Origin of the sequence: Paenarthrobacter aurescens, assembly GCF_041549525.1 — a bacterium.
Classification (GTDB): Bacteria; Actinomycetota; Actinomycetes; order Actinomycetales; family Micrococcaceae; genus Arthrobacter; species Arthrobacter aurescens.
This window is the reverse complement of sequence record NZ_CP157456.1, coordinates 3392877-3414127: the sequence shown is the minus strand read 5'-3', so window position 1 is coordinate 3414127 and position 21251 is coordinate 3392877. Positions and strand designations below refer to the sequence as shown.

Sequence of the window (21251 nt, the reverse complement as noted above, 5' to 3'; positions counted from 1 at the left end):
CTGGCGTGTCCGGTTCTCTGCGGAATCCCGCAGAGGTCGCCGGGCCGGACTGTCCAAGACGCCGCCGTACGAAGGAGAAATAGATGAACCAGCTGAGCCCAGGCCCGCACGACTCACAAGCGAACGGACCGGACACCGCGGCTGGAACGGCCACCGCTGAAGGTGGGAACGCTGCCGGGAATCCTGCGAAGGGTACGTCCGAAGCTCCTCTTAAGAAGGGCTCTGTAACGTCTGGCGATGCTGCCCGGAACGACGCTGCTGAAAGTGACGCTGCCACGTACGACGCCGTCGCCGGCCCGTTCACCATCCGGGACCTCACTGTTTTTGGGTCCACGCTCCTGATGTTCGTAGCTTCGCTCCTGCCCATGTTCGGGGAACGCTACAACCTCTGGAACCTGGGCAACCTGTTCTTCCTGCTGCTGGGAATCCTCCTGCCCCTGGTGGTGGTGGCACTCTTCGTAGCCCGCAGGCTGCAGCCCGGGACCATTGTCCGCATTGGTTCCCTGTCCGTTGACCAGTTCGCGTCAGTGGCTGCCTCTTTTGCCTTCCCGTTGTTCTTCCTGACCATCGCCAACTCTTTCAATGGCGGCGTGTTGCTGGGTTTGGTTGGTTCTGTAGGCCTGCTTGCCGCCACGGTTCTGGCCCCACATCTTCCGTGGCTCTCCGCTGATTTCAAGGGCCGCGCTGAAAAGCCGGCGCACGTTGTTGCCCGCGAGGCAGCTGTTCCCAGCCGCAAGCCGGCTGCTCCAAAAGCGCCGAAGGCCCCCAAGGCGGCGAAATCAAGCGACGCCACAGCTTCAACTCCCGGATTCCAGGCTTCTGCAACGGGATACCAAGCCCCTGCGTCACACGTTTCGGGTACCGCCGCGGCAGCAGCCTCCACGGGCGCAAGCCCCTTCGCTCCGCCGGCCAGCTACGGAACCACGCCGTCGCCGGCAACCGAAGCGTCCGCCGTCGTGCACTCTGCTGATGCCAAGCCTGCGGAAGCACCCGGAGCCTCTCCGGCGTCCTCATCGCAGGAGAGGACGGAACCTGTTGGTACGTCCGGCGCTAAAGACGCCCACGTCCCGGCTCAGGGTTCCCTGGGAGAGCCTGCCACCACCCAGCATGCGGCGCAGCCTGCCACCACACAGCACGCTGCGCAACAGGCCGGCCAAGCAGCGGCGCAGCAGCCGTGGGCTGCCACTATGGCAACTCCCATAGTCTCCGGCGACACCCGCAGGGTGAGCGACACCATTGGCGCCACCGTGGACCCGGCCAGCCGTCCGGAAGAATCCGATTCACCACAGTATGAGGCGTTCTGGTTCGCCGTCGCCCAGCCGCGGACTGCGTACGACGAACGCACAGGTGCCCCCGCCTTCACCATCGAACCCGGTGGATGGGTTCTGGCGCTGGAGGACCGCGGCCACGAGTTCCTGGTTCAGGACACCGACGGCAAAGTTGGCGTTCTCCGGGAACTGAGCAACATCGAACGCGGCTAAGCAGGACTCCGTGGCCATCGCTGAAGCTGGTTCGCTGCTGGCGCTCAAACGCCGGGCACGCAAGATCAACAGGGTCCTTGCTGAGAAGTATCCTTACGCGCACGCGGAACTGGACTTCAGCAACCCCTTTGAGCTGGTGGTGGCCACGGTCCTCTCGGCCCAAACCACTGATGTGCTGGTCAACCAGGTCACCAAGATCCTGTTTGCCCGGTACCCGGACGCCCGCGCCATGGCTGAGGCGGATCCCGTTGAGCTGGAGACCATACTTCAGCCCACGGGCTTCTTCCGGGCCAAAGCGCGGAACGTTTTGGCGCTCAGTACCAGGCTTGTGGACGAGTACGATGGCGTGGTCCCGGGACGTCTGGAAGACTTGGTGACGCTCCCGGGGGTCGGGCGCAAAACCGCCAACGTGGTTCTGGGCAATGCCTTCGGTGTTCCCGGGATCACGGTAGACACACACTTCGGCAGGCTGGCCCGCCGTTTTGGCTGGACGGCCTCGGATGATCCCGTGAAGATCGAGTTCGACGTCGCCGAATTGTTTGAGCCGCGTGACTGGACCATGCTCTCGCACCGCGTGGTGTTCCACGGGCGCAGGGTTTGCCATTCCAGGAAGCCCGCCTGCGGTGCTTGCCCGGTGGCGAGCCTTTGCCCGAGTTATGGCGAGGGCGAAACAGATCCCGTCAAGGCCGCCAAGCTGCTGAAGTATGAGCTCGCCCCGGGCAATGAAGCGTTGCTTGAGAAACTCCTGGCCGAGACGCACAGGGCTGCTGAGATCCGCATGGAATCGCAAAGGAGGCCCGGGTGACCGCGCTTGAGGAACTGTCCGCACTGGTCACCCGCTTTGAAGAAGGCCAACAACAGCACTCGGCACTCTGGGACAAGCTCCCCGTGACCCCCGAGACCAACCGTGCAGCGGCAGTCCTGATGCTTTTCGGTGTGCTGGACAATGTCCCTGCCGAGTCAGGCCGTCCCATAGCGCCGGCCGATCTTGATGTTCTCTTGCTGGAACGGGCACACACCCTCGACGACCACCCGGGGCAAGTGGCGTTCCCTGGCGGCAGCGTGGATCCTGAAGATGAGTCCGTGGTGGCTGCGGCGCTTAGGGAAGCCGTGGAAGAAACCGGGCTGGATGCCAGTGGCGTCCGGGTTCTGGGGGTCATACCGGAACTCGGCCTCATCCGGAGCAACTTCCGGGTAACGCCGGTGCTGGCATGGTGGGATGCGCCATCGCCCGTTCGCGTGGTGGACTACGCCGAATCCGCACAGGTCTTCAGGGTGCCGGTCCGCGACCTCCTGGATCCCGTCAATCGGGTCACCGCCACCATCACGCGGTTCGGCCGCACCTACACCAGCCCTGGTTTCACCATCAACGGCGTGCTGGTATGGGGCTTCACGGGCATGGTCCTCAGCGGACTTTTCGACGAACTCGGCTGGACCGTTCCGTGGGACAAGGCCAAACTGCGGGATATTGACCTCTAGGCGGCCGTGTTCAGGCGGCCCTTTTCAGGCTGCCTTGCGGGCCGTGGCCGAGCGGTCCACTATCAGGCCGGTTGCCGCGTTTTCCCGCACGGCGTTGATGCCCGCCACCACACCCTCCAGGTGCTTAAACGTGGGTGACTCTGCAACCACCGTTCCGTCGGCCGCAGTGAGCCGGAACTTGTAACCGTCGTTGTTGTCCCTGAGAATTTCAAACCTGCCAGCCATCGAATGCTTCCCCCTTGTGATGCTGATGTGATTCTGCGGTGGACCAGAATAACCATCCACATAGTGAAGCTATCCACAACGGGGCAGGAACTAAAGTTACTTGGCAGTACCCGGTGCTGTGCGGTCACTGAGGCTCATATGGCGAGATATGACTGGATAGTGCCGTGGCTTCACGTTATGGTCCGGCTACTTCGCTTTGTCATAGGAATCCACCACAGCCAGGCTCACGGGAAATTCAACAGGGATCCGCCCGAACATGAGTTCCTTTGCTGATGCCGCCGCTTCTTCGATGGCGCGGATACAAGCGTCCACGGCATTCTCGGGAGCATGGATCATCACTTCATCGTGGAGAAAGAACACAAGTTCGCCGCTGGGTGAGCCCTCGGCGCGCAAGGTTCGCAGCCGGCGTCGTAATTCCGCCAACCAGCAAGCCGCCCACTCAGCGGCCGAGCCCTGCACCACAAAGTTGCGGGTGAACCTGCCCCGGGACCGCGCCAGGTTGTCGGCTCGGCGCTGTTCCTCGGCCGTGGTGGATTGCTGGCTCCGCAACCAACCGGCCGACGGTGGCGGGCTGCTCCTGCCCAACCGTGTGGTGACCGTTCGGCCCGCCTCGCCTTCGCGGGCTGCTTGTTCTACGAATCCGACGGCGCGCGGGTAGGTTCGCGTCAGCTGCGGCATGAGCCTGCCCGACTCGCCCGTGGTGGCGCCGTAAATGGCACCCAGCAGGGCAATCTTCGCCTTGGCCCGATCACCGCCAAAGCCTTGGGCGGCGATGCCTGCGTAAAGGTCCTTGTCCCGGGCAGCCTCCGCCATTTTTGTGTCTTGGGCAAGCGCCACGAGGACCCGGGGCTCCAGTTGTGAGGCATCGGCGACGATTAATTTGTGGCCCGGATCAGCGTGGACTGCTGCCCGGATGTTGCGCGGGATCTGAAGGGCGCCGCCACCCCGTGAAGCCCATCTGCCGGACACAACGCCGCCCACCACGTACTCGGGATGGAACCGCCCGTCACGCACCCATGCGTCCAGCCAGGACCAACCGTTGGCGGTGTGCAGACGGGATAGCTTTTTGTAGGCCAGGAGGGGCTGGATAGCCGGATGTTTTGATTCCTGAAGTTCCCACTGCCGCGTGCTCTTGACCTCGATTCCATTCCGGTGCAGGGCGCGCATCAGATCCTGCGGGGAGTCCGGATTCAGGCCAGGGGAGTTGAGGATGCTCCTGAGCTCGGCGCAAAGGGCTTCGAGTGCCGGGGGCCGGTGGCCAGACGGCGGGCGGGGACCCAGAACATCGGCAAGGATCTGCTGATGCAGCTCTTCGCGCCAGGGAACACCGGAGTGTTGCATCTCGACGGCGATGATCGCGCAAGCGGACTCAGCGGCCAGGAGTAGTTGGAGGCGCTGTTTCTGCTGGTCGGGGACCTGTGACACAGCGTGCTGCTGAGCTGCGAACTCCTCCTTGAGTTCGTCCAGCCCGGCCTTCGGGCTGGCCGGGGACAGGTCTTCGAACAAAGCGCCTTGATCGGCCGGCGGTGGTGGAGGCTGAAGGGCGCGCGGCGGTGTTGAATCGTCGTCCTGCGTGAGCTTGACCGCGTGCTTGGCGTAGTCCGTGTGGGCCGTGAATTCCGAATGGGCCAGAATTGCCCCACAGAGCGCAAGATCATGGCAACGCTCCAGCTCTATGCCATGGGACAGCAGTTCCGGATACCAATCCTGGGCGCGATGCCACACCCAGCGGGGCCGCTGGGCTTCCAATTCACGTACGACGCCTGGCAACTCACCACGGGTAAGGACGCGCGCGTCAGCAGTTGCCCTGCCGGTGGGGGAGATCCGTTGTATGGCTGCGCCTTCCGGGTGGGCGGCGAGCAGCAAATACATGGTGTCCATTCTGCCTTGTGCACAGGGGTGCTGTGGCTTCCAGTGTTGTAGTGTGCGCGCTGTTGTGGGGACGTGACCGTTCCTCCACAGCTCCGGCCTCACCGGGTTGTGCACATACGGGCATTCGGACCTTACCCTGATCCGCCCATTGAACCAGTGTGGATGCCATGAGCAAGCGAGATCGTGGGCACAGGCAACCTCGACGTAGCCGGCAGGCCCCAGAAAGATACGGGCAATCCAACAAACCAACGGAACAAGGATCCGCCGACTCATCCTGGGTTCCACACGAAGCCGTTGGGATACTGCTCGTTTCCGCAGACCCCTATCTGCAGGAAGAAGCCAAACGCATAGTCGCTGCCGCGGGGGGAAGTCTGAGAACGGCCGTGGATGTGGCCGGGGCCGTCCACGGCTGGGACACCGCTGACGTGGTACTGGTGGGCAGTGATGTCCGCGAGCTACCGCCCCGGCGAAGGGCTCCCACCGTGTTGCTTGGCAAAGCCGCCGAAGGTGACGGCCTATGGCGTCTGGCCGCCTCGCTGGGAGCTGAACGGGTTGCTGTCCTTCCCGAGGCCGCCGCTTGGCTGGCTGAACACCTGAGCATGGCCGGGTCCCCGGACCCTGGAGGAACAGTCATGGGCATCATCGGAGGCAGCGGCGGGGCGGGAGCTACCACTACTGCAATCTGGCTTGCCCAAGCCGCGGCCGGGCAGGGAATCAGCACCGTGCTCATTGATGGCGACCGCTGGGGTGGGGGCCTTGAGCTGGCAGTGACGTCCCAGGAAATTCCCGGGCTTCGGTGGCCGGACTTCGCCGAAACCCGGGGGAGTATTGATCCTTCCCAGTTCCGGGACTCACTTCCGGTCGCCGGAGGTTTCGCATACCTGTCCTGGCCCGGGACCCGGGAACAAGTGCATGTCCCTGCGGCTGACGCCGTATCTGCTGTTGTGGACGCTGCACGCCGGAGCTTCGAACTCATCATCGTGGACATCGGTCGCAGCGGTGAGGGACTTGCCACGCTCGCGTGGGATTGCGACAAGATCCTGCTGCTGACCCAGGCCCACCTCAGATCCGCGGTGGCAGCTACTCGTGTTCTTAACGAACTCCCGCCCATCGAGGCCGGTCTGCTGGTCCGGGGAAGCGGCACCACGTCCGTGGATGCAGCCATGATTGCAGAGTCCTTGGGATTGCCGTTGTTGGGTCTCTTGCCGGAGATTCGCGGTGTTGCGGCCGGCACGGAAATGGGTCGGCTGCTGGAGTTCGGCCGGCGGAAAGCAGTGAGCCGCTTCGCAGGTTCTGTACTGGAACTGAACGGAGGAATCCAGTGACCCGCAATCCAGTGAGCCACTCCGTCGAGGTAAACCGCCGCAGGGACGGACGCAGGTTGGACTCGGTTCTTCTGGAAACGGTACGGGAATCCGTGCTCGCAAACAGTGGCCCCGTAACGCCGTCTACTGTTGCAGCAGCAGTTCAGGCGAGCGGCAGATTATTGGGAACAGCCGGAGCGTTGGAGGCAGCTGAATCCATCAACGCTGAGCTGAACGGACTGGGGCCTCTTCAACCCCTCGCGCAGGATCCAGCTGTCACGGACATCTTCGTCAACGGCCCGGATTCGGTGTGGTTGGACCGCGGGAACGGCCTGGAGCGTTCCTCTGTGCGCTTCGACACCGAACAACAGATCAGGTCCCTGGCTACCCGCCTGGTTTCAGCCGGAGGAAGGCGATTGGACGATGGTTCCCCCTGCGTGGACGTTCGGCTCAAGGGCGGATACCGTGTGCATGCAGTGCTCGCGCCCATCTCAACGGCCGGGACCTTGCTGTCCGTCCGCATCCGACGGGATGAGGTGTTTACCCTCTCCGAGTTGAGGAAAAGCGGCATGTTTTCAGAACACGTCGAGTCGGTTCTCCGGGCCGTTATGGCGAACAAACTGAGTTTTCTGATCAGCGGAGCAACAGGCTCGGGAAAAACTACCCTGCTCTCCACCATGCTTGGGTTGAGTCATCCCACCGAACGATTGGTCCTGATCGAGGACGCTGCAGAGCTCAACCCCGTTCACCCACACGTTGTGACCCTGGAATCACGCCACGGAAACCTTGAAGGCGGCGGGGCCTTGGACCTTGGTGAACTGGTTCGCCAGGCCCTCCGAATGCGCCCGGACAGGTTGATAGTAGGGGAATGCCGTGGTGCTGAAGTCCGCGAACTGCTCACCGCACTCAACACTGGCCACACAGGTGGCGGGGGTACCATCCATGCCAACACCGCCGAAGCCGTGCCGGCCCGGTTGGTGGCGCTTGGTGCTTTGGCGGGATTGAACGCCGAAGCCGTGCGGTTGCAGGTCTCCAGCGCCCTTGACGTGGTAATCCACGTGGACCGAACAGCATCAGGGCGGAAAGTAGCGTCCATTGGGGTTGTGACAGATACCCGTGAGGGGCAAAAGGTACTGGCCGCCCTTAGCTGGCGCCCCACAGGAATGGAGCCCGGCCCTGCATGGCCCGGGCTCTCCGCCCGGCTCTCTCTCGATCCGTGGGCCACGGAAGTAGGGCAGGTTCAGGTTCACGCCGGGCGGTCACAACAATCGGGGCCAGCAGAACCAGAGGAATCGGCACCACTAGCCGGATCCCCTCGGCGCCGGGCCCGGATGATAAGTAGCCTCCCGCCAACCGGGTCCGGTCACTTGGGTATGCACCGAGCAGTTGACGGCCCATGATCGTCGCATTCGTCCTGATAACGGCACTCGCGGCTTGGCTGCAGTTCACGGGCCATCGGCTTGGTATCCGGCGTTTCCGCCTGAGCCTGGGTCAACCCGCGGACCGGAACAGGAACCCCGCTGTTCGTCCAACGGTATGGCTGGGGCGGCCAGAGCGGCGAAAGCGTCACGCACCTTTATCTCTCGGGGTGTTGGTGCAACAGCTCGCGGCCCTCTTACGTGGCGGGCGCGGTGCCCTCCGGCTGTGGGAAGAGCTATGGATTGTCCATGGTTCACATCAGGCCGTGGAGGGTGCCAAGAGCTCCGCTGCACAACAGGGAAACAGCGGGCTGTCCAATCAGTCACTCCAGGTTCTCGCAGCAGCGCGGGCAGCGTCCACAGTGGGAAATTCTCCAGCCGACGCCATCCGGGACGCTTCCGTGAAGGCGTATCCGCAACGGGGTAGCTCTGAGCGCCGCATATGGATGGAGTTGGCAGCCTGCCTGGATATCGCCGAGACCAGTGGCTGCCCGTTGGCTGACCTCCTCACCCGCTTCGCAGCCCAATTGGAGGCCGAAGAAGACTCCGAAGCCGCACGTCAAACGGCGCTCGCAGGTCCTAAAGCCACGGTTCGGCTGTTGTCCTGGCTGCCCGTGTTCGGGCTGGGGCTGGGAATGGCGCTGGGTGTGGATCCTCTGGGGATCCTGTTGAACAACTTCCTGGGTGTTGCCACTTTCGCGGTTGGACTCCTTCTTACTGCAGCCGGCCGCGTTTGGTCCTCCCGGCTGGTCGCGTCCGCCACCGGGAGGCCCTGATGCACGACGCTCCGGTGTGGGCGATGACGGCGGTTTTGGTGCTGGCGGCATACTTGAGTTTCGCGGCACCGCTGAAGACAAGAGTGGCGCCGCTACGGACAAGAGTGCAGTTGCTTCCCCCGGGGAGGGAGGCCGAAGCAACTCAGAGGTCCTCGGCAGCAACCCTTGTGGATCCGGCAGCAGACGGGCTTCGGGACACGGCCATGATGCTGGAGTTGGTGGCATCGATGCTCGACGCCGGAGCCGGAATCGGACGGGCACTTGAACTAATCGCCAAGTGTGCCTCACCGCCCATCAGGGAGTCGCTTCGGCCCGTTGTTGCCGCACTGGCCATCGGTGCCGACTGGGAGTCTGCCTGGCAAACACCCTCCAAGCTCCCACCTGAAGTAGTCCGCCTCAAGAATGCGTTGGCTTTCGCAGCACTGACTGGTGCGCCGTCGGCTTCCATCCTCTATGCACAGGCTGCGAGGGAACGGCGTGAGCAGTTCCGCGCTGCAGAGAAGAGGGCCGCTGCTTTGGGCGTAAAGCTCGTGGTTCCTCTGGGCCTCTGTTCCCTGCCTGCATTTATCTGCCTGGGCATCATCCCTGTCCTGATCGCCATGCTTCCTTCTGGCTGAACGCCCGGGTTGAAATGCGGAGGAAGCAACCACCATTCCTCCACAGCCATCCGGACGGCACAGGTTATCCACTTGCGAAGATCGCCTTCTTCCGGGCTCCTCCGGACCGCGGAAGAGTCGGTTGTGCCGGCAAAGAGCCGGCGATTCTTGAAAGGAACCCACCGTGAAAACACTCTCCACTCCACTTCCTGGCCTGCTCATGGACATGCCACGGGATCGGCAAGCGTCCCGTGAAGTTCGTGGAACTTCTTCCACGGAGCCAGAGGCCACCCGGTACGACGAACTCTCTGAGTACGAGCTCGACCACAACGTTCCTGAGCCAATCGATCTTGACCCAATCGATCTTGAGTCATTCGATCTCGAGGAAGAAACCTGGCAGTTGGGAGCAGGCTTTGAGGAACTTGCCCAGTCCGACCACGGGCCACTTGAGGAAGAGGGTTTGCGGACGCGGGATGGCTTCCGCAGAGAGGAGGGCTTCCTGGCAAGGGTAAGCACACGGGCAAAGCTCATGGGCTCCGAGGCCGGCATGGCCACGGCAGAGTACGCCATTGCCACCCTTGCTGCCGTGGGCCTCGCGGGGCTGCTGGTGGTCATTCTTCGGAGCGAAGAGGTACGCGGCTTCCTGCTCAACTTGATCCGTACGGCGTTGTCCCTGCCATGACCGGTCCGCTGCCTGCCCGTGGGAGAGCCTTCCGGAAGGAAAAGGAGTGGGGTGCTGTGACAGCGGAGTTCGCAGTAGCGTTACCGGCTGTCGTGTTGCTCCTGGCATTCCTGCTGGCAGGCGGCGCAGCGGGGATCACCCAACTCCGGCTGGAAGATGCTGCGAGGGCCGGAGCGCGCGCCTCTGCTCGGGGTGAAACCTCCGGCTCGGTGGACGGAATCGTCAAGCGACTTGCCGGGGAGGGCGTTACAACATCATTGACCGACGACGGCGACTGGGTCACTGTGACCGCGTCCTCGCCAGTAGGCGGAGCCTTGGGACCGCTCATACCGTGGACGCTGAAGGCCTCGGCAACAGCCCGGGCAGAAGCGGCCACCCCATGAAGTGGGTTCGGCCGGAGAACCAGCATGAGCGCGGAGCTGGAACCGTTCTCGGTCTGGCCTTGGGTGCGGTGGTAACAGCCCTGCTGCTGGGGCTGCTTTTACTGGCGCAGGCCGGTGTAATGGCATCCCGGGCGGCCTCTGCAGCGGATCTTGCAGCTCTTGCCGCCGCCGATGCTGCACGCGGGCTAACCCCCGGGGATCCTTGTGCCGTTGCATCAGAAGTGGCAGGGAAACACGCGGCAAAGATCACGTCCTGCACGGTGGTCGGCGGGGACGTGGTGGAGGTTGGCACCGAGCTGGCCCAGCCCTTCCAGTGGGGCGTCGCCACTGGCCGCGCGCGGGCGGGACCTCCTCCCTAAGGAGGCAAAGCGCTCCACCTGCTGGCGCTGCCACACCCGCTGGCACTGCCACACCCGCTGGCGCTGCTCCGCGGACCCGCTATCTTGCGTCCTTCAGCAAAACGTCCAGGAGTGTGATGGCGGCCGCTTTGTCCAACGGGTTGTTCTTGTTCCCGCATTTAGGGGACTGAACACAGGACGGGCAGCCGGCATCGCACTCGCACGCTTTGATGGCTTCGCGGGTGGCTGTCAGCCAAATTTTGGCCTTCTCGAAACCGCGCTCAGCAAAGCCGGCGCCACCGGGATGACCGTCGTAAACGAAGATCGTTGGCACACCTGTGTCGGCATGGAGAGCCGTGGAGACGCCGCCGATGTCCCAGCGGTCACTTGAAGCCACTAAGGGGAGGAGCCCAATTGCAGCATGTTCAGCCGCATGCAGCGCCCCGGGGAACTCAGCCTCCACCAGTCCGGCTCCGTGCAGCGAACGGTTGTCCACCACAAACCAGACGGCCTTGGTGAAGAGGTCCCTGGCACCCAAATCGAGAGGTTCTTCGCCGAGGATCTCGTTGGAAATCAAAGCCTTACGTTGGAAGGAAACCACTTGGGTAGTTACTTTGACGTCGCCAAAGTGCACAGTGATATCGCCCCATTGAACCGAGCGCGAAGTTTCAAGGACCTCAATCTGGGTTACATCCCTGGCCGTGGTGTAAAAGTCAGGGTTGACCCGGCGCACCATGACGCAGTGATCGGTTTCGTTGAGTTCCTCCACCAGGTAGCTCTCACCTTGGTGGACATAGATGGCGCCCGTGTGGGCTTGATAGTGAGTTTGCGGCGAGTCCATGGTGCCCAGAAGCGAGCCCGTTTCAGCGTCCACAATGCTCACCGGTCCACCTCCGTCGGCCCGGAGGTTCACCATCCCCGCGGCGCTCTCCGGATGCGTCCAGAACCATCCTGCAGGCCGCTTACGCAGATAGCCCTGGATGACCAAACGATCAAGGAGACCCTCGGCCGTGAGACCAAACAGATCAAGCTCTGCCGGACCGATCGGCAATTCGGCCGCTGCCGCGCACAAGTGCGGGCCAAGGACGTACGGGTTGCCGGGATCGAAGACCGTAGCCTCCACGGAAACGTCAAAAATCGCTTCCGGGTGGTTCACCAAGTACGTATCCAAGGGATCATCGCTTGCCACGAAAGCTGCAATGGCATCCTGTCCTGCGCGACCTGCGCGGCCGATCTGCTGGAAGAGAGACGCCCGGGTGCCAGGCCACCCTGCCACCAGGACGGCATCAAGTCCGGAAATATCGATACCAAGTTCCAGGGCGGAGGTACTGGAGACCCCCAGCAGCTGGCCGGATCTCAAAGCCTGTTCCAAGGCGCGCCGCTCCTCGGGCAAGTACCCGGACCTGTACGCCGCTACCCGCCCGGGAAGACTGGGATCCACATCGTCAAGCAGTCTCTTAGTGATGGAGGCAATGGACTCTGCACCGCGACGCGACTTGATGAACGCGATGGTCCTGACGCGCGACGAGACAAGATTGGCCAGAATATCCGCTGTCTCGGCAACTGCTGTTCTGCGCTGCTTAGCACCATTTTCACCCTTGACGTCGGTCAGCGCGGGCTCCCAGAACGCCACCGTAGTGGAACCGTGCGGCGAGCAGTCTTCGGAGACTTCCCGGACGGGAGCACCGATGAGCCGCCCGAAGGAAACCCCTGGATCCGATGCTGTGGCGGAAGCGGCAATGAACACCGGCTCAGGGAAGGAGCTCCCAGCGCCGTAGTAAGCGCAGATCCGGCGCAAGCGCCGCATCAGATTGGCCACGTGGGATCCGAAGACACCCCGGTAACTATGTGCTTCGTCCACAATGACGTAGCGCAGCCGCCGGAAGAACCGTGCCCACCATGAGTGGTTGGGAAGAATGCCGAAGTGCAGCATGTCCGGATTGGCAAGGATGAAGTTGGCGTGGTCGCGGATCCAACGCCTGGCGGAGACATCAGTATCGCCGTCATAGGTTTCGGCGCGCACCGTGGGCAACTTCAGCGAACGGATTGCCGCGAGCTGGTCCGCAGCCAAGGCCTTGGTAGGGGACAAGTACAACGTGACGGCGCCGTCGTCGTGAATCTTGCCCGGATCTGACAGGACCCGCAGCTCGGACCGGTGAATCGCATCCAAGGCCGGCAACTGGTAAGCGAGCGACTTTCCGGAAGCAGTTCCCGTGGCGATGACCACGTGCTGTCCGGAATGGGCGAGGTCTGCCGCCTGGATCTGGTGACGGTAGGGTTCATGGATGCCCAGTGCACCGTAGGCTGCCACCACATCCGGGTGGACCCACCCCGGCCAGGGCTCGTTGATTGCTTTCCGGGCGGGGATGGTGTGGACATGGCGCAGCTGCTCAGGGTCCGGTGTCCGGCCCAGCAAAGAGATCAAAGAATTCGGTGCAGCCACCGAATCATTCTGTCACTGTGCGGGCACGCCAACGGCGGCACCTTGGGGCGCCGCCGTCGGGCATTGCTTTAATACGGGAGTTTCTATGCTCCTGAGAGGTCTGATCCTTCGGAACCACTGGACATCATGAGGACGTGGCACACCACATCCCATCCAAGGTGGGAGTAGAGCTTTTGGCCATCCAGCGAGGCCAGGAGAAGACCGTTCTCCACATCATGGGCGAAAGCTTGAGCAGCCAGGGCTTTCATGATGAAGCTACCCAGGCCACGGCGTTGGAAATCCGGTTCGGTAACGATCTTGTCGAAGATCGCTGTGCCGTTGACCACGTACACCCGGCCGCTGGCGGCCACCTGCTCGCCGGAGTGCACCACTGCATAGTGGACGCCGTTGGATTCGGAGGTAGCGAGCTCCAAGTCGTCGTCCGGGAGCCAGGGATCCTCGGAATCCTGGGTCTCCATGTCCACCACCATCATGGTCTGGGACGCGGAGGTCACGGTCAGCCCGCGCTGTTCAGCGAGGTATTTATACCGTTGGACATCATTGGTGAGGATCGTCAGGATCCGTGTTGGAGCTTCTGCCGTCTTGTCGGCCAAGGCGGCGAACTCATCATCTGAAGGATCGTGGGCGAAATACTCCCAGTCACCGGTCTTATCGGCGCGAAGTGTGGCAGGGAAGCGGCCCTCTTGGCGTAACTCATAGCCGCGGCAGCCGGACCAGCCGGCCACCCAGACTTCCAAGAGGTGCGCAATGTCTTCAACCAAGGCGTCTGGACTCATGTAGAGAGAGTATGCCAGCACACCATGAAGCAACAGAGCCATGTCAGCCCGGCGATGGTTGCTTATGCAATTGTGACTTCCGCTGGCGGCCCTGCGGGCACGCCTGCCCGGAACCCGGCGCGGGAGGCCACGATTTTACTGCACCAAGTACCCTTTAATAGTGGCTTTGAACCGAATTGTGCTCTTCTATGGCTTTACCCCGATCGCCGACCCCGAGGCCGTGCGTCTCTGGCAGCGTGCCTTGTGCGAAAAGTTGGGTCTCACCGGCAGAATTCTTATCTCCAAGGATGGCATCAACGCCACGGTGGGCGGCGAGCTGAACAACATGAAGCAGTACGTGAAGACCACCCGGGAATACAAGGGCTTCCATGACATCGACTTCAAATGGTCCGAAGGAAGTGCCGCGGATTTCCCGCGCCTCAGCGTCAAGGTCCGCGATGAGATTGTCTCGTTCGGAGCGCCGGGTGAGTTGAAAGTGGATGCGAACGGCGTGGTAGGTGGCGGTAAACACCTCCAGCCCGAGGAACTTCATGTACTGGTGGACGCCAAGAAGACCAACGGCGAAGACGTGGTGTTCTTCGATGGCCGCAACGCTTTCGAAGCCCAAATCGGTAAGTTCAAGGACGCAATCGTCCCGGACGTGGACACCACCCACGATTTCATCAAGGAGCTCGAGTCCGGCAAGTACGACGACCTCAAGGACAAGCCCGTGGTCACGTACTGCACGGGCGGGATCCGGTGCGAAGTGTTGTCCAGCCTGATGGTCAACAGGGGCTTCAAAGAGGTGTATCAGCTTGATGGCGGGATTGTCCGCTACGGCGAGACGTTCAAGGACAAGGGCCTGTGGGAAGGCTCCCTGTACGTGTTCGACAAACGCATGCATGTGGAGTTCAGCGATGAAGCCAAAACCATCGGTGAATGCGTCCGCTGCGCTGCGCCCACCAACAAGTTCGAGAACTGCTCAAACCTCAGCTGCCGGACTCTGACCCTGTATTGCCAGGAATGTGCCTCCAGCCCTGAAACACTCCGTTGCCCCGGTGGCTGCGAAGCCGCCTAAGGGCTGTTCAGAGCCTGCTCACCCGGTACGCGAAGTTGGCGTCCGATCGTGAACCCACGCTGATGGACAGTACGGCGTCCTTTTCCAACTGGACCACACTCACGCGTGCATTGGCGCACCCCAAAGTCAGGTCCACGAGCTTGGCCTCACCCGATGCGACGCTGAACGTCACGCGTCGTGTCCCCCGGCAGGCCAGGGTTACTGCGTAGGTCCCGCCCGGCAGCTGCACTGTCTGCTCAGTCTTCGACTCGCCGGGGTTCAGATACCCGTGGCTTGAGTAGAAAGACTGCCCCTGGGACTCGGGCAACGCCAATTTGGCCCACTCTTCCAGTGCCTCGCCACTTACCGTGTCCTCCAAGGCAGGATCGGGCGGCAGAACAATATTGTTGGACGTGGAAGTGGGGCTGGCCGCTGGCCTTCCGGCGTCGTCATAGGTGTATTCGCAGGCCGTCAGGCTGCAGCCCAGCGCAATGAAAACCACGACGGCGGTCCTCGCCGGCCGTCGCGGCATCACCGAGCGAGCTGCCTTGCTGCCCATGGACTGACTTTACGCCCGTAAAGACTCTGGCCAAAGGGCTGCCAACTACAGGTGTTGGTCCGGCCCTAAGCGGCCGCGGACACCACGTGATAGGCGAAGATCAACGGGGCATCGACGCTGCTCGTTGAGATGCTGAGAGAACCGCTCCCGGGCACTTTGATCTTCACTACGTCAAGGCTGCCGTTGCAGGCTGCGGCCGCGTCTGCGATTTTGCTGCCGCCCGAGGAAACCGCAAAGTAGGCTTTGCCGCCACCGTCGCATGCCATGGTGAGCGTGTAGCTCCCGGCCGGTACGTTGGGGGACTCTTTGACCAGGGGTTCCCGGTTGAGGATCTTGCCGGAATCCTCCAACACCACCCCGCTCGCCGCGGGAAGGGCCTTTTCCTTCCACGCCGGAACGTCGGCGTCTTCAATGTTGGCTGGTGCTTGGCAGCCGCAGACTCCCAGCAGGACCGCAGCAGTGATGGCAACAAGGCCCGCGCGGCGCCTTGTGGAGGAGGGGTTGAGCATGCCTCCAACGCTACCGGGTTCCAACGGGGTCTTTGCCCACACCGCCCCAATTGTCCACATAGGGCAAGTCCGGCATCCCGGGGCACCCCACGGCGCCCCTACACTTGCAAGGTGACTGACACAGCTTCCTCCTTTACTTCCGGCAACACAGCCGACGCTCCTCGCAGTGACCTCCCCGAACTGCTGACGGTACTCGCTGCGGATCTTCGCAACCTCTCCTACACAGTGGACGGCGTCGCTGGGATTCTGGGCGCATCAGCTTCTGAGGCACTGGGCCGGGACCAACTCATTCCCGCGCTGTTGGCCAGTGAGCGGCTCATGAACTCGCAGGACCCTGCTCTCCGGTCTTTGGCGGCGGTTATCCGCCTGTGGCTGCTTGCCGTCCCACAGTCCGTGGCGGACATAGACTCTGCGCTCCCCGGCGTACGTTCGGCAGGGCTGGCGGAGTTGGGGCTGGTCACTATCGGGTCCGGGATGGTCCAGGCCAAAGTAGACCTTCGCCCTTACGGCTGGGACGCCAACACAGATGGCAGTGGCGGCGCGGAACTCTGGGTGGCCAGCGACCTCGCAGCCCACCAGCAGCCCGGAGTGTTGAGGCATGATCATGTCCTTGGAATCGGAAGGGCCTCAACAACCTTGGTCCAAACCACGTTCAGGAAGCACAGCAAACGGACACTGGATGTGGGCACCGGGTGCGGAATCCAAACTTTCCACTTGCTCCATCACTGCGAGCACGTGACGGCCACGGACATTTCCGAGCGGGCACTTGCCTTTACACGCTTCAATCTTCTGTTGAACGCTGCGGAACTGGAGCTGGACCCCCGGAACCTGGAAGCCCGGGTGAGCTTGCGGCTTGGCTCGCTCCTGGAGCCCGTAGCGGGGGAGCAGTTCGGGTTGGTGGTATCGAACCCACCGTTCGTTATCACCCCGCGGACGGGCGGCGAAACGGCGTCGGACCAGTTCACCTACCGTGACGGAGGGCTACCCGGGGACGAGATCGTGGCTTCACTGGTCCAGTCCCTCGCGGAGGTGCTGGAGCCGGGTGGGATGGCGCAAATGCTCGGCAACTGGGAAGTGGTCTCCGGTGCGGACTGGAAGGACAGACCTCAGGCCTGGCTCCGGGATTCAGGGTTGGATGTTTGGTTCATTCAGCGTGAGCAGGTTGGTCCCGAGCAGTATGCGGAGACCTGGCTCCAGGACGCTTCGCAGAACCGCGAGGATGGGCAATACCAGGAAGCGTACGCTGCCTATTTGGATGATTTTGCGTCCCGAAACGTTGAAGGTATTGGCTTCGGAATGATTTGGCTTCGCCGCCCGGAGCAAGAGTCCGGACCGGTGATCCATCGCTTCGAGGAAATTACCTATCCGATCGAACAACCGATTGGACCCCATGTGGGCGCAGCTGTGGAACGCGCTGATTGGGTGGCCGCACATTCGGTTGAGACGGCGCACCTGGTGGTTGCCGAGGATGTCACGGAGGAACGCCACCAGCGGCCGGGGGCTGCCCATCCGGGAGTCATTCTCCTCAGGCAAGGCGCCGGCCTCCGCCGGACCAATCTGCTCAGCACTGAACTCGCCGGTTTTGTCTCTGCTTGCGATGGCCAACTGTCCGTTCGGCAGATCATCTCGGCCCTGGTATCTCTCCTGGGCGGGGGTGAGGACTTCGACGAGGAGGCATTCCGTGATGGGCTCTTGCGGGAGGTCACCAATCTGGTGCTGGACGGGTTCCTCCTTCCGGACCCGGAGCAGGTCAGCGTATGAGCCGGGGTACGGCGCGCTCATCAATGGCCGGACCTCCTGGAAGTGACCCTGACTACACTGATGAAGTGACTGTGAACAACGAGACATCCCAAGCGTCGGGAGACGTTCCTCGCCGGAAACGTGCCGAGAAGACGGTTGAGATTACCGATCCCAAGGCCATCCGTGCTTTGGCGCATGCTGCCCGGCTTGAAGTGATCTCTGAGCTTTACGCCACCCAAGTCAGCCACACAGCCACCGAACTCGCTGCCAGGACAGGCCTGACGCCCAGTGCCATGAGCTACCACCTCCGCGCGCTGCAGAAGTGGGGGATTGTGGCGCCTGCGGAAAATGCGGGAGACGCAAGGGAACGCCGATGGAAGGCAGCCGGAACGGACTTCACCATCTCTGGAGGCAGCGTCGCCAGCCCGGAGATAGCAGTGGTGGATCTTGAGCTCGATGCCTTCCGGCGGAGGGCCTCTGCTTTCGCGAAGGCCCGGGGGGAACGCCGGCAGCGCGGGGAAACGGCTGAGGAACCGGCAGCGGTTGTCCTTTCCAGCAACCTGCTGTACCTGACCAACCCGCAGCGCAGGGAACTTTTAGACAGAATCCGCGCCGTTCTGCGGGAGTACGAACTTGAGGATCCCACTCAGATACCCGAAGGTGCCGAACGTGTGGCAACCTTGTGGTCAATGATCCCGGATGACCGCGTAGCGCCCGGTCAGTAACTGCCGCCGGGCCCTCGAATGCCCGTCCTGGTTTCCGTACCAAAACGCAGGATTCTGCAAACTATGGTGAACTAGGCCAATATGGGCACCAGCCCAATTACACATTTTTTCTGTAGGAGCACCGTGCCCAGCAAGGCAAAAACCGGCAAGAAACTCGTGATCGTGGAGTCTCCCGCCAAGAGCAAGACCATCGCCAAGTATCTTGGCGAGGGCTTCATCGTCGAGGCTTCGATCGGCCATATCCGGGATCTCCCGCAGCCGTCGGACCTCCCTGCCGAACTGAAGAAGACCTCGTTGGGCAAGTTCGCAGTAGACGTCGAAAACGACTTCAAGCCGTACTACGTTGTTTCTCCGGACAAGAAGAAAAAGGTTGCCGAGCTCAAGGCCCAGCTGAAAGACGCTGACGCGCTCTATCTCGCAACCGATGGGGACCGCGAAGGCGAAGCCATCGCGTGGCACCTCCTGGAGGTCCTCAAACCCAAGGTTCCCGTTTACCGCATGACCTTCGGTGAAATCACCAAGGAAGCCATCCACCGCGCCATGGACAACCTCCGGGATGTGGACACGGCCTTGGTGGATGCCCAGGAGACCCGCCGTATCCTTGACCGCCTGTACGGGTATGAGATTTCGCCTGTTCTGTGGCGCAAGGTGGCCCGTGGGCTGTCCGCCGGCCGTGTGCAGTCCGTGGTGACACGCATGGTGGTGGACCGCGAACGTGAACGCATGGCCTTCCGCGCAGCATCGTACTGGGACCTCACAGGCCAGTTCGGCTCGGACTCGGGTTCGTTCAAGGCAAAGCTTGCCGCCGTGGACGGCTCCAAGGTTGCCAGTGGCCGGGACTTCAACGACAACGGTCAACTGACTTCCTCCAACGTGGTGCACCTCAATGAGGAACTTGCCACGTCCTTGGCGGCCGGCCTGGAGAATGCCGATTTCCGCGTCCGCTCCGTAGACACCAAGCCTTACACCCGCCGCCCGGCAGCACCGTTCACTACATCCACGCTGCAGCAGGAAGCCGGGCGTAAGCTTCGCTTCTCGTCCAAGAGCACCATGCAGGTTGCCCAGCGCCTGTATGAAAACGGCTACATCACTTATATGCGTACGGACTCGTCCGCCTTGAGCGACGAAGCACTCACGGCAGCCCGCCGTCAGGCTTCGGAGCTTTATGGTCCCGAGTACGTGCCCCAGAGCCCCCGGGTTTACGCCAAGAAGGCCGCCAACGCCCAGGAAGCCCACGAGGCCATCCGTCCCGCCGGCGACTCCTTCCGCACCCCTGCCCAGGTTGCCAAGCAGCTGAGCGGTGACGAGTTCCGGCTGTACGAGCTCATCTGGAAGCGCACCGTGGCATCCCAGATGGCTGACGCCAAGGGTTCCACCGCCACCATCCGGCTCGGTGCAGTGGCCGCTGACGGACGCGACGCCGAATTCTCGGCCTCCGGTACGGTCATCACCTTCCCGGGCTTCCTTGCAGCCTACGAAGAGGGCAAGGATGAAAGCCGTGGGGATGAGGAGTCGGACGAAGCCCGCCGCCTGCCGAACGTTGCCAAGGATGATTCCCTGGCGGCTTCGGACATTGTGGCGGTTGGCCACGAAACATCGCCGCCGCCGCGCTACACGGAAGCATCGCTGACAGCTGAGCTGGAAAAGCGCGGCATCGGCCGCCCGTCCACCTACGCATCCACCATTTCCACCATCCAGGACCGTGGCTACGTCCGTAAGCAGGGCTCCGCCCTGGTTCCCAGCTGGATCGCGTTCTCCGTGATCCGTTTGCTGGAACAGCACTTCACGGACTATGTGGACTACGAGTTCACCGCTGACATGGAAGGCGATCTGGACAAGATCGCCAACGGCCAAGCAGTGGGCGCTGCCTGGCTGAAGCACTTCTACTACGGTGAGGATGCAGATCCCGGCCTTCTGAGCATCGTCAACAACCTTGGCGAAATCGATGCCCGCGAGATTAACTCCGTGCCGATTGCCGAAGGCATCACCCTGCGCGTGGGCAAATTTGGCCCGTACCTGGAAAGCTCCATCCCCACCCTCGATGCGAAGACCGGCGAAGTAGTTGAATCCGCCCGTGCCAACGTTCCCGAGGAACTGGCTCCGGATGAACTCACGGCGGACAAAGCCAAAGAGCTCATGGAGACCGCGGCACCCGAGGAACGGGTGCTGGGAACCGATCCGCACACCGGCCACACCATTGTTGCCAAGAACGGCCGGTACGGAGCCTACGTCACCGAGATCATCCCGGAGATGACCGAGGAACAACTGGCCAACCAGCCAGTGGAGTATTACAAGAACGGCAAACCCAAGCCTCCCAAGAAGCCGGTGAAGGCCAAGCCGCGTACCGGTTCACTGTTCAAGTCCATGACCGTGGATACAGTCACCTTGGACGAAGCCCTTGCGCTGATGAGCTTGCCCCGGGTTCTGGGTGAGGACGCCGAGGGTAACCCCATCACGGTGCAGAACGGCCGCTTCGGTCCTTACCTGAAAAAGGGTACGGACTCCCGCTCCATCGGATCGGAAGAGGAGATCTTCACGATCACCTTGGAGCAGGCGTTGGAGATCTATTCGCAGCCCAAGCAGCGCGGTGCCCGTGCCGCCGTACCGCCTTTGGCTGAGTTCGGCCCGGACCCCGTTTCTGAGAAGAACATCGTAGTGAAGGAAGGCCGCTTCGGCCCTTACATCACCGATGGCGTCACCAACATCACTGTGCCGCGCTCAACGTCCCTTGAGGAGCTGACCCGGGAACGCGCCGTCGAGCTTTTGGCGGAAAAGCGGGCCAAGGGCCCTGTGAAGCGGACCACCACCCGTAAGGCGCCGGCCAAGAAGAAGGCCGCAGCCAAAAAGTAGTAGCCATGACGGCCGGGACAGCACTCGCGAATTGCGTCCCGGCCGGCATCGTGGTCGAG

At 62.4% G+C, this 21251-nt stretch carries 19 protein-coding genes and 1 pseudogene; 14 read left to right on the top strand and 6 right to left on the bottom strand.

The window, feature by feature from the left end; translation table 11 throughout:
- Positions 1-83 precede the first annotated feature (83 nt).
- The 3 genes from ABI796_RS15805 to ABI796_RS15795 are packed head-to-tail and all read left to right on the top strand — an operon-like array spanning position 84 to position 2960.
- Positions 84-1481, top strand: a complete 1398-nt coding sequence (locus ABI796_RS15805) for a hypothetical protein (RefSeq protein ID WP_141281120.1) — start codon at positions 84-86, stop codon at positions 1479-1481.
- A gap of 10 nt (positions 1482-1491) precedes the next feature.
- A complete protein-coding gene (nth, locus tag ABI796_RS15800) occupies positions 1492-2286 on the top strand; it encodes an endonuclease III (protein WP_141281122.1) in 795 nt (264 codons plus the stop codon).
- Positions 2283-2960, top strand: a complete 678-nt coding sequence (locus ABI796_RS15795) for a CoA pyrophosphatase (protein WP_141281124.1) — start codon at positions 2283-2285, stop codon at positions 2958-2960. The genes nth and ABI796_RS15795 overlap by 4 nt, the downstream gene beginning before the upstream one ends.
- Positions 2961-2984: 24 nt before the next feature.
- Here the strand turns inward: ABI796_RS15795 and ABI796_RS15790 are convergent, their stop codons facing one another.
- The gene (locus tag ABI796_RS15790) at positions 2985-3185 is read right to left on the bottom strand and encodes a DUF1508 domain-containing protein (RefSeq protein WP_141281126.1); all 201 of its coding nucleotides are present in this window, start codon (positions 3183-3185) and stop codon (positions 2985-2987) included.
- A 186-nt stretch (positions 3186-3371) separates the two neighbouring features.
- The gene (locus tag ABI796_RS15785) at positions 3372-5057 is read right to left on the bottom strand and encodes a bifunctional 3'-5' exonuclease/DNA polymerase (protein WP_141281487.1); all 1686 of its coding nucleotides are present in this window, start codon (positions 5055-5057) and stop codon (positions 3372-3374) included.
- Between the two features lie 299 nt (positions 5058-5356).
- Between ABI796_RS15785 and ssd the strand changes: the two genes are divergently transcribed.
- The 7 genes and pseudogenes from ssd (at position 5357) to ABI796_RS15750 (ending at position 10575) form a co-directional block, all read left to right on the top strand.
- Entirely contained in the window at positions 5357-6382 is a 1026-nt protein-coding gene (ssd, locus tag ABI796_RS15780) for a septum site-determining protein Ssd (RefSeq protein WP_246095675.1), read from the top strand.
- 11 nt (positions 6383-6393) lie between these two features.
- Positions 6394-7761, top strand: a complete 1368-nt coding sequence (locus tag ABI796_RS15775; protein WP_246095676.1) for a TadA family conjugal transfer-associated ATPase — start codon at positions 6394-6396, stop codon at positions 7759-7761.
- Complete coding sequence (locus ABI796_RS15770; protein WP_141281128.1) at positions 7758-8555, top strand: type II secretion system F family protein; 798 nt, start codon at positions 7758-7760, stop codon at positions 8553-8555. Before ABI796_RS15775 ends, ABI796_RS15770 begins: the two co-directional genes overlap by 4 nt.
- A complete protein-coding gene (locus ABI796_RS15765) occupies positions 8555-9172 on the top strand; it encodes a type II secretion system F family protein (RefSeq protein WP_246095651.1) in 618 nt (205 codons plus the stop codon). The genes ABI796_RS15770 and ABI796_RS15765 overlap by 1 nt, the downstream gene beginning before the upstream one ends.
- A 502-nt stretch (positions 9173-9674) precedes the next feature.
- Positions 9675-9833, top strand: a pseudogene (locus ABI796_RS15760) (DUF4244 domain-containing protein); the annotation flags it as partial.
- Positions 9834-9889: 56 nt separating this feature from the next.
- A complete protein-coding gene (locus tag ABI796_RS15755; RefSeq protein WP_246095652.1) occupies positions 9890-10216 on the top strand; it encodes a TadE family type IV pilus minor pilin in 327 nt (108 codons plus the stop codon).
- Positions 10213-10575 (top strand): Rv3654c family TadE-like protein, encoded by a 363-nt coding sequence (locus ABI796_RS15750; RefSeq protein WP_141281134.1) that lies wholly within the window; start codon positions 10213-10215, stop codon positions 10573-10575. The genes ABI796_RS15755 and ABI796_RS15750 overlap by 4 nt, the downstream gene beginning before the upstream one ends.
- Positions 10576-10654: 79 nt before the next feature.
- Here the strand turns inward: ABI796_RS15750 and ABI796_RS15745 are convergent, their stop codons facing one another.
- Both ABI796_RS15745 and ABI796_RS15740 read right to left on the bottom strand, forming a co-directional pair.
- The gene (locus ABI796_RS15745; protein ID WP_141281136.1) at positions 10655-12997 is read right to left on the bottom strand and encodes a DEAD/DEAH box helicase; all 2343 of its coding nucleotides are present in this window, start codon (positions 12995-12997) and stop codon (positions 10655-10657) included.
- A gap of 83 nt (positions 12998-13080) precedes the next feature.
- Positions 13081-13773: a GNAT family N-acetyltransferase gene (locus ABI796_RS15740; protein ID WP_246095653.1), complete on the bottom strand. Its 693-nt coding sequence runs from the start codon at positions 13771-13773 to the stop codon at positions 13081-13083.
- 160 nt (positions 13774-13933) lie between these two features.
- Between ABI796_RS15740 and ABI796_RS15735 the strand changes: the two genes are divergently transcribed.
- On the top strand, positions 13934-14830 hold the full coding sequence (locus ABI796_RS15735; protein WP_141281140.1) for a rhodanese-related sulfurtransferase: 897 nt from the start codon (positions 13934-13936) through the stop codon (positions 14828-14830).
- A 7-nt stretch (positions 14831-14837) separates the two neighbouring features.
- On the opposite strand, the gene ABI796_RS15730 is transcribed toward ABI796_RS15735, so the two are convergent.
- Both ABI796_RS15730 and ABI796_RS15725 read right to left on the bottom strand, forming a co-directional pair.
- Positions 14838-15368 carry a hypothetical protein gene (locus ABI796_RS15730; RefSeq protein WP_141281142.1) on the bottom strand — a complete coding sequence of 177 codons (531 nt, stop codon included), beginning with the start codon at positions 15366-15368 and terminating at the stop codon, positions 14838-14840.
- A 65-nt stretch (positions 15369-15433) separates the two neighbouring features.
- Positions 15434-15877 (bottom strand): hypothetical protein, encoded by a 444-nt coding sequence (locus ABI796_RS15725; RefSeq protein ID WP_246095654.1) that lies wholly within the window; start codon positions 15875-15877, stop codon positions 15434-15436.
- 111 nt (positions 15878-15988) lie between these two features.
- Between ABI796_RS15725 and ABI796_RS15720 the strand changes: the two genes are divergently transcribed.
- From ABI796_RS15720 to topA, 3 genes are all read left to right on the top strand, one after another.
- Positions 15989-17638, top strand: a complete 1650-nt coding sequence (locus ABI796_RS15720; RefSeq protein WP_141281146.1) for a methyltransferase — start codon at positions 15989-15991, stop codon at positions 17636-17638.
- Positions 17635-18342 (top strand): helix-turn-helix transcriptional regulator, encoded by a 708-nt coding sequence (locus tag ABI796_RS15715; RefSeq protein ID WP_141281148.1) that lies wholly within the window; start codon positions 17635-17637, stop codon positions 18340-18342. Before ABI796_RS15720 ends, ABI796_RS15715 begins: the two co-directional genes overlap by 4 nt.
- 123 nt (positions 18343-18465) lie before the next feature.
- The gene (gene topA, locus ABI796_RS15710) at positions 18466-21192 is read left to right on the top strand and encodes a type I DNA topoisomerase (RefSeq protein ID WP_141281150.1); all 2727 of its coding nucleotides are present in this window, start codon (positions 18466-18468) and stop codon (positions 21190-21192) included.
- The last annotated feature ends 59 nt before the right edge of the window (positions 21193-21251 follow it).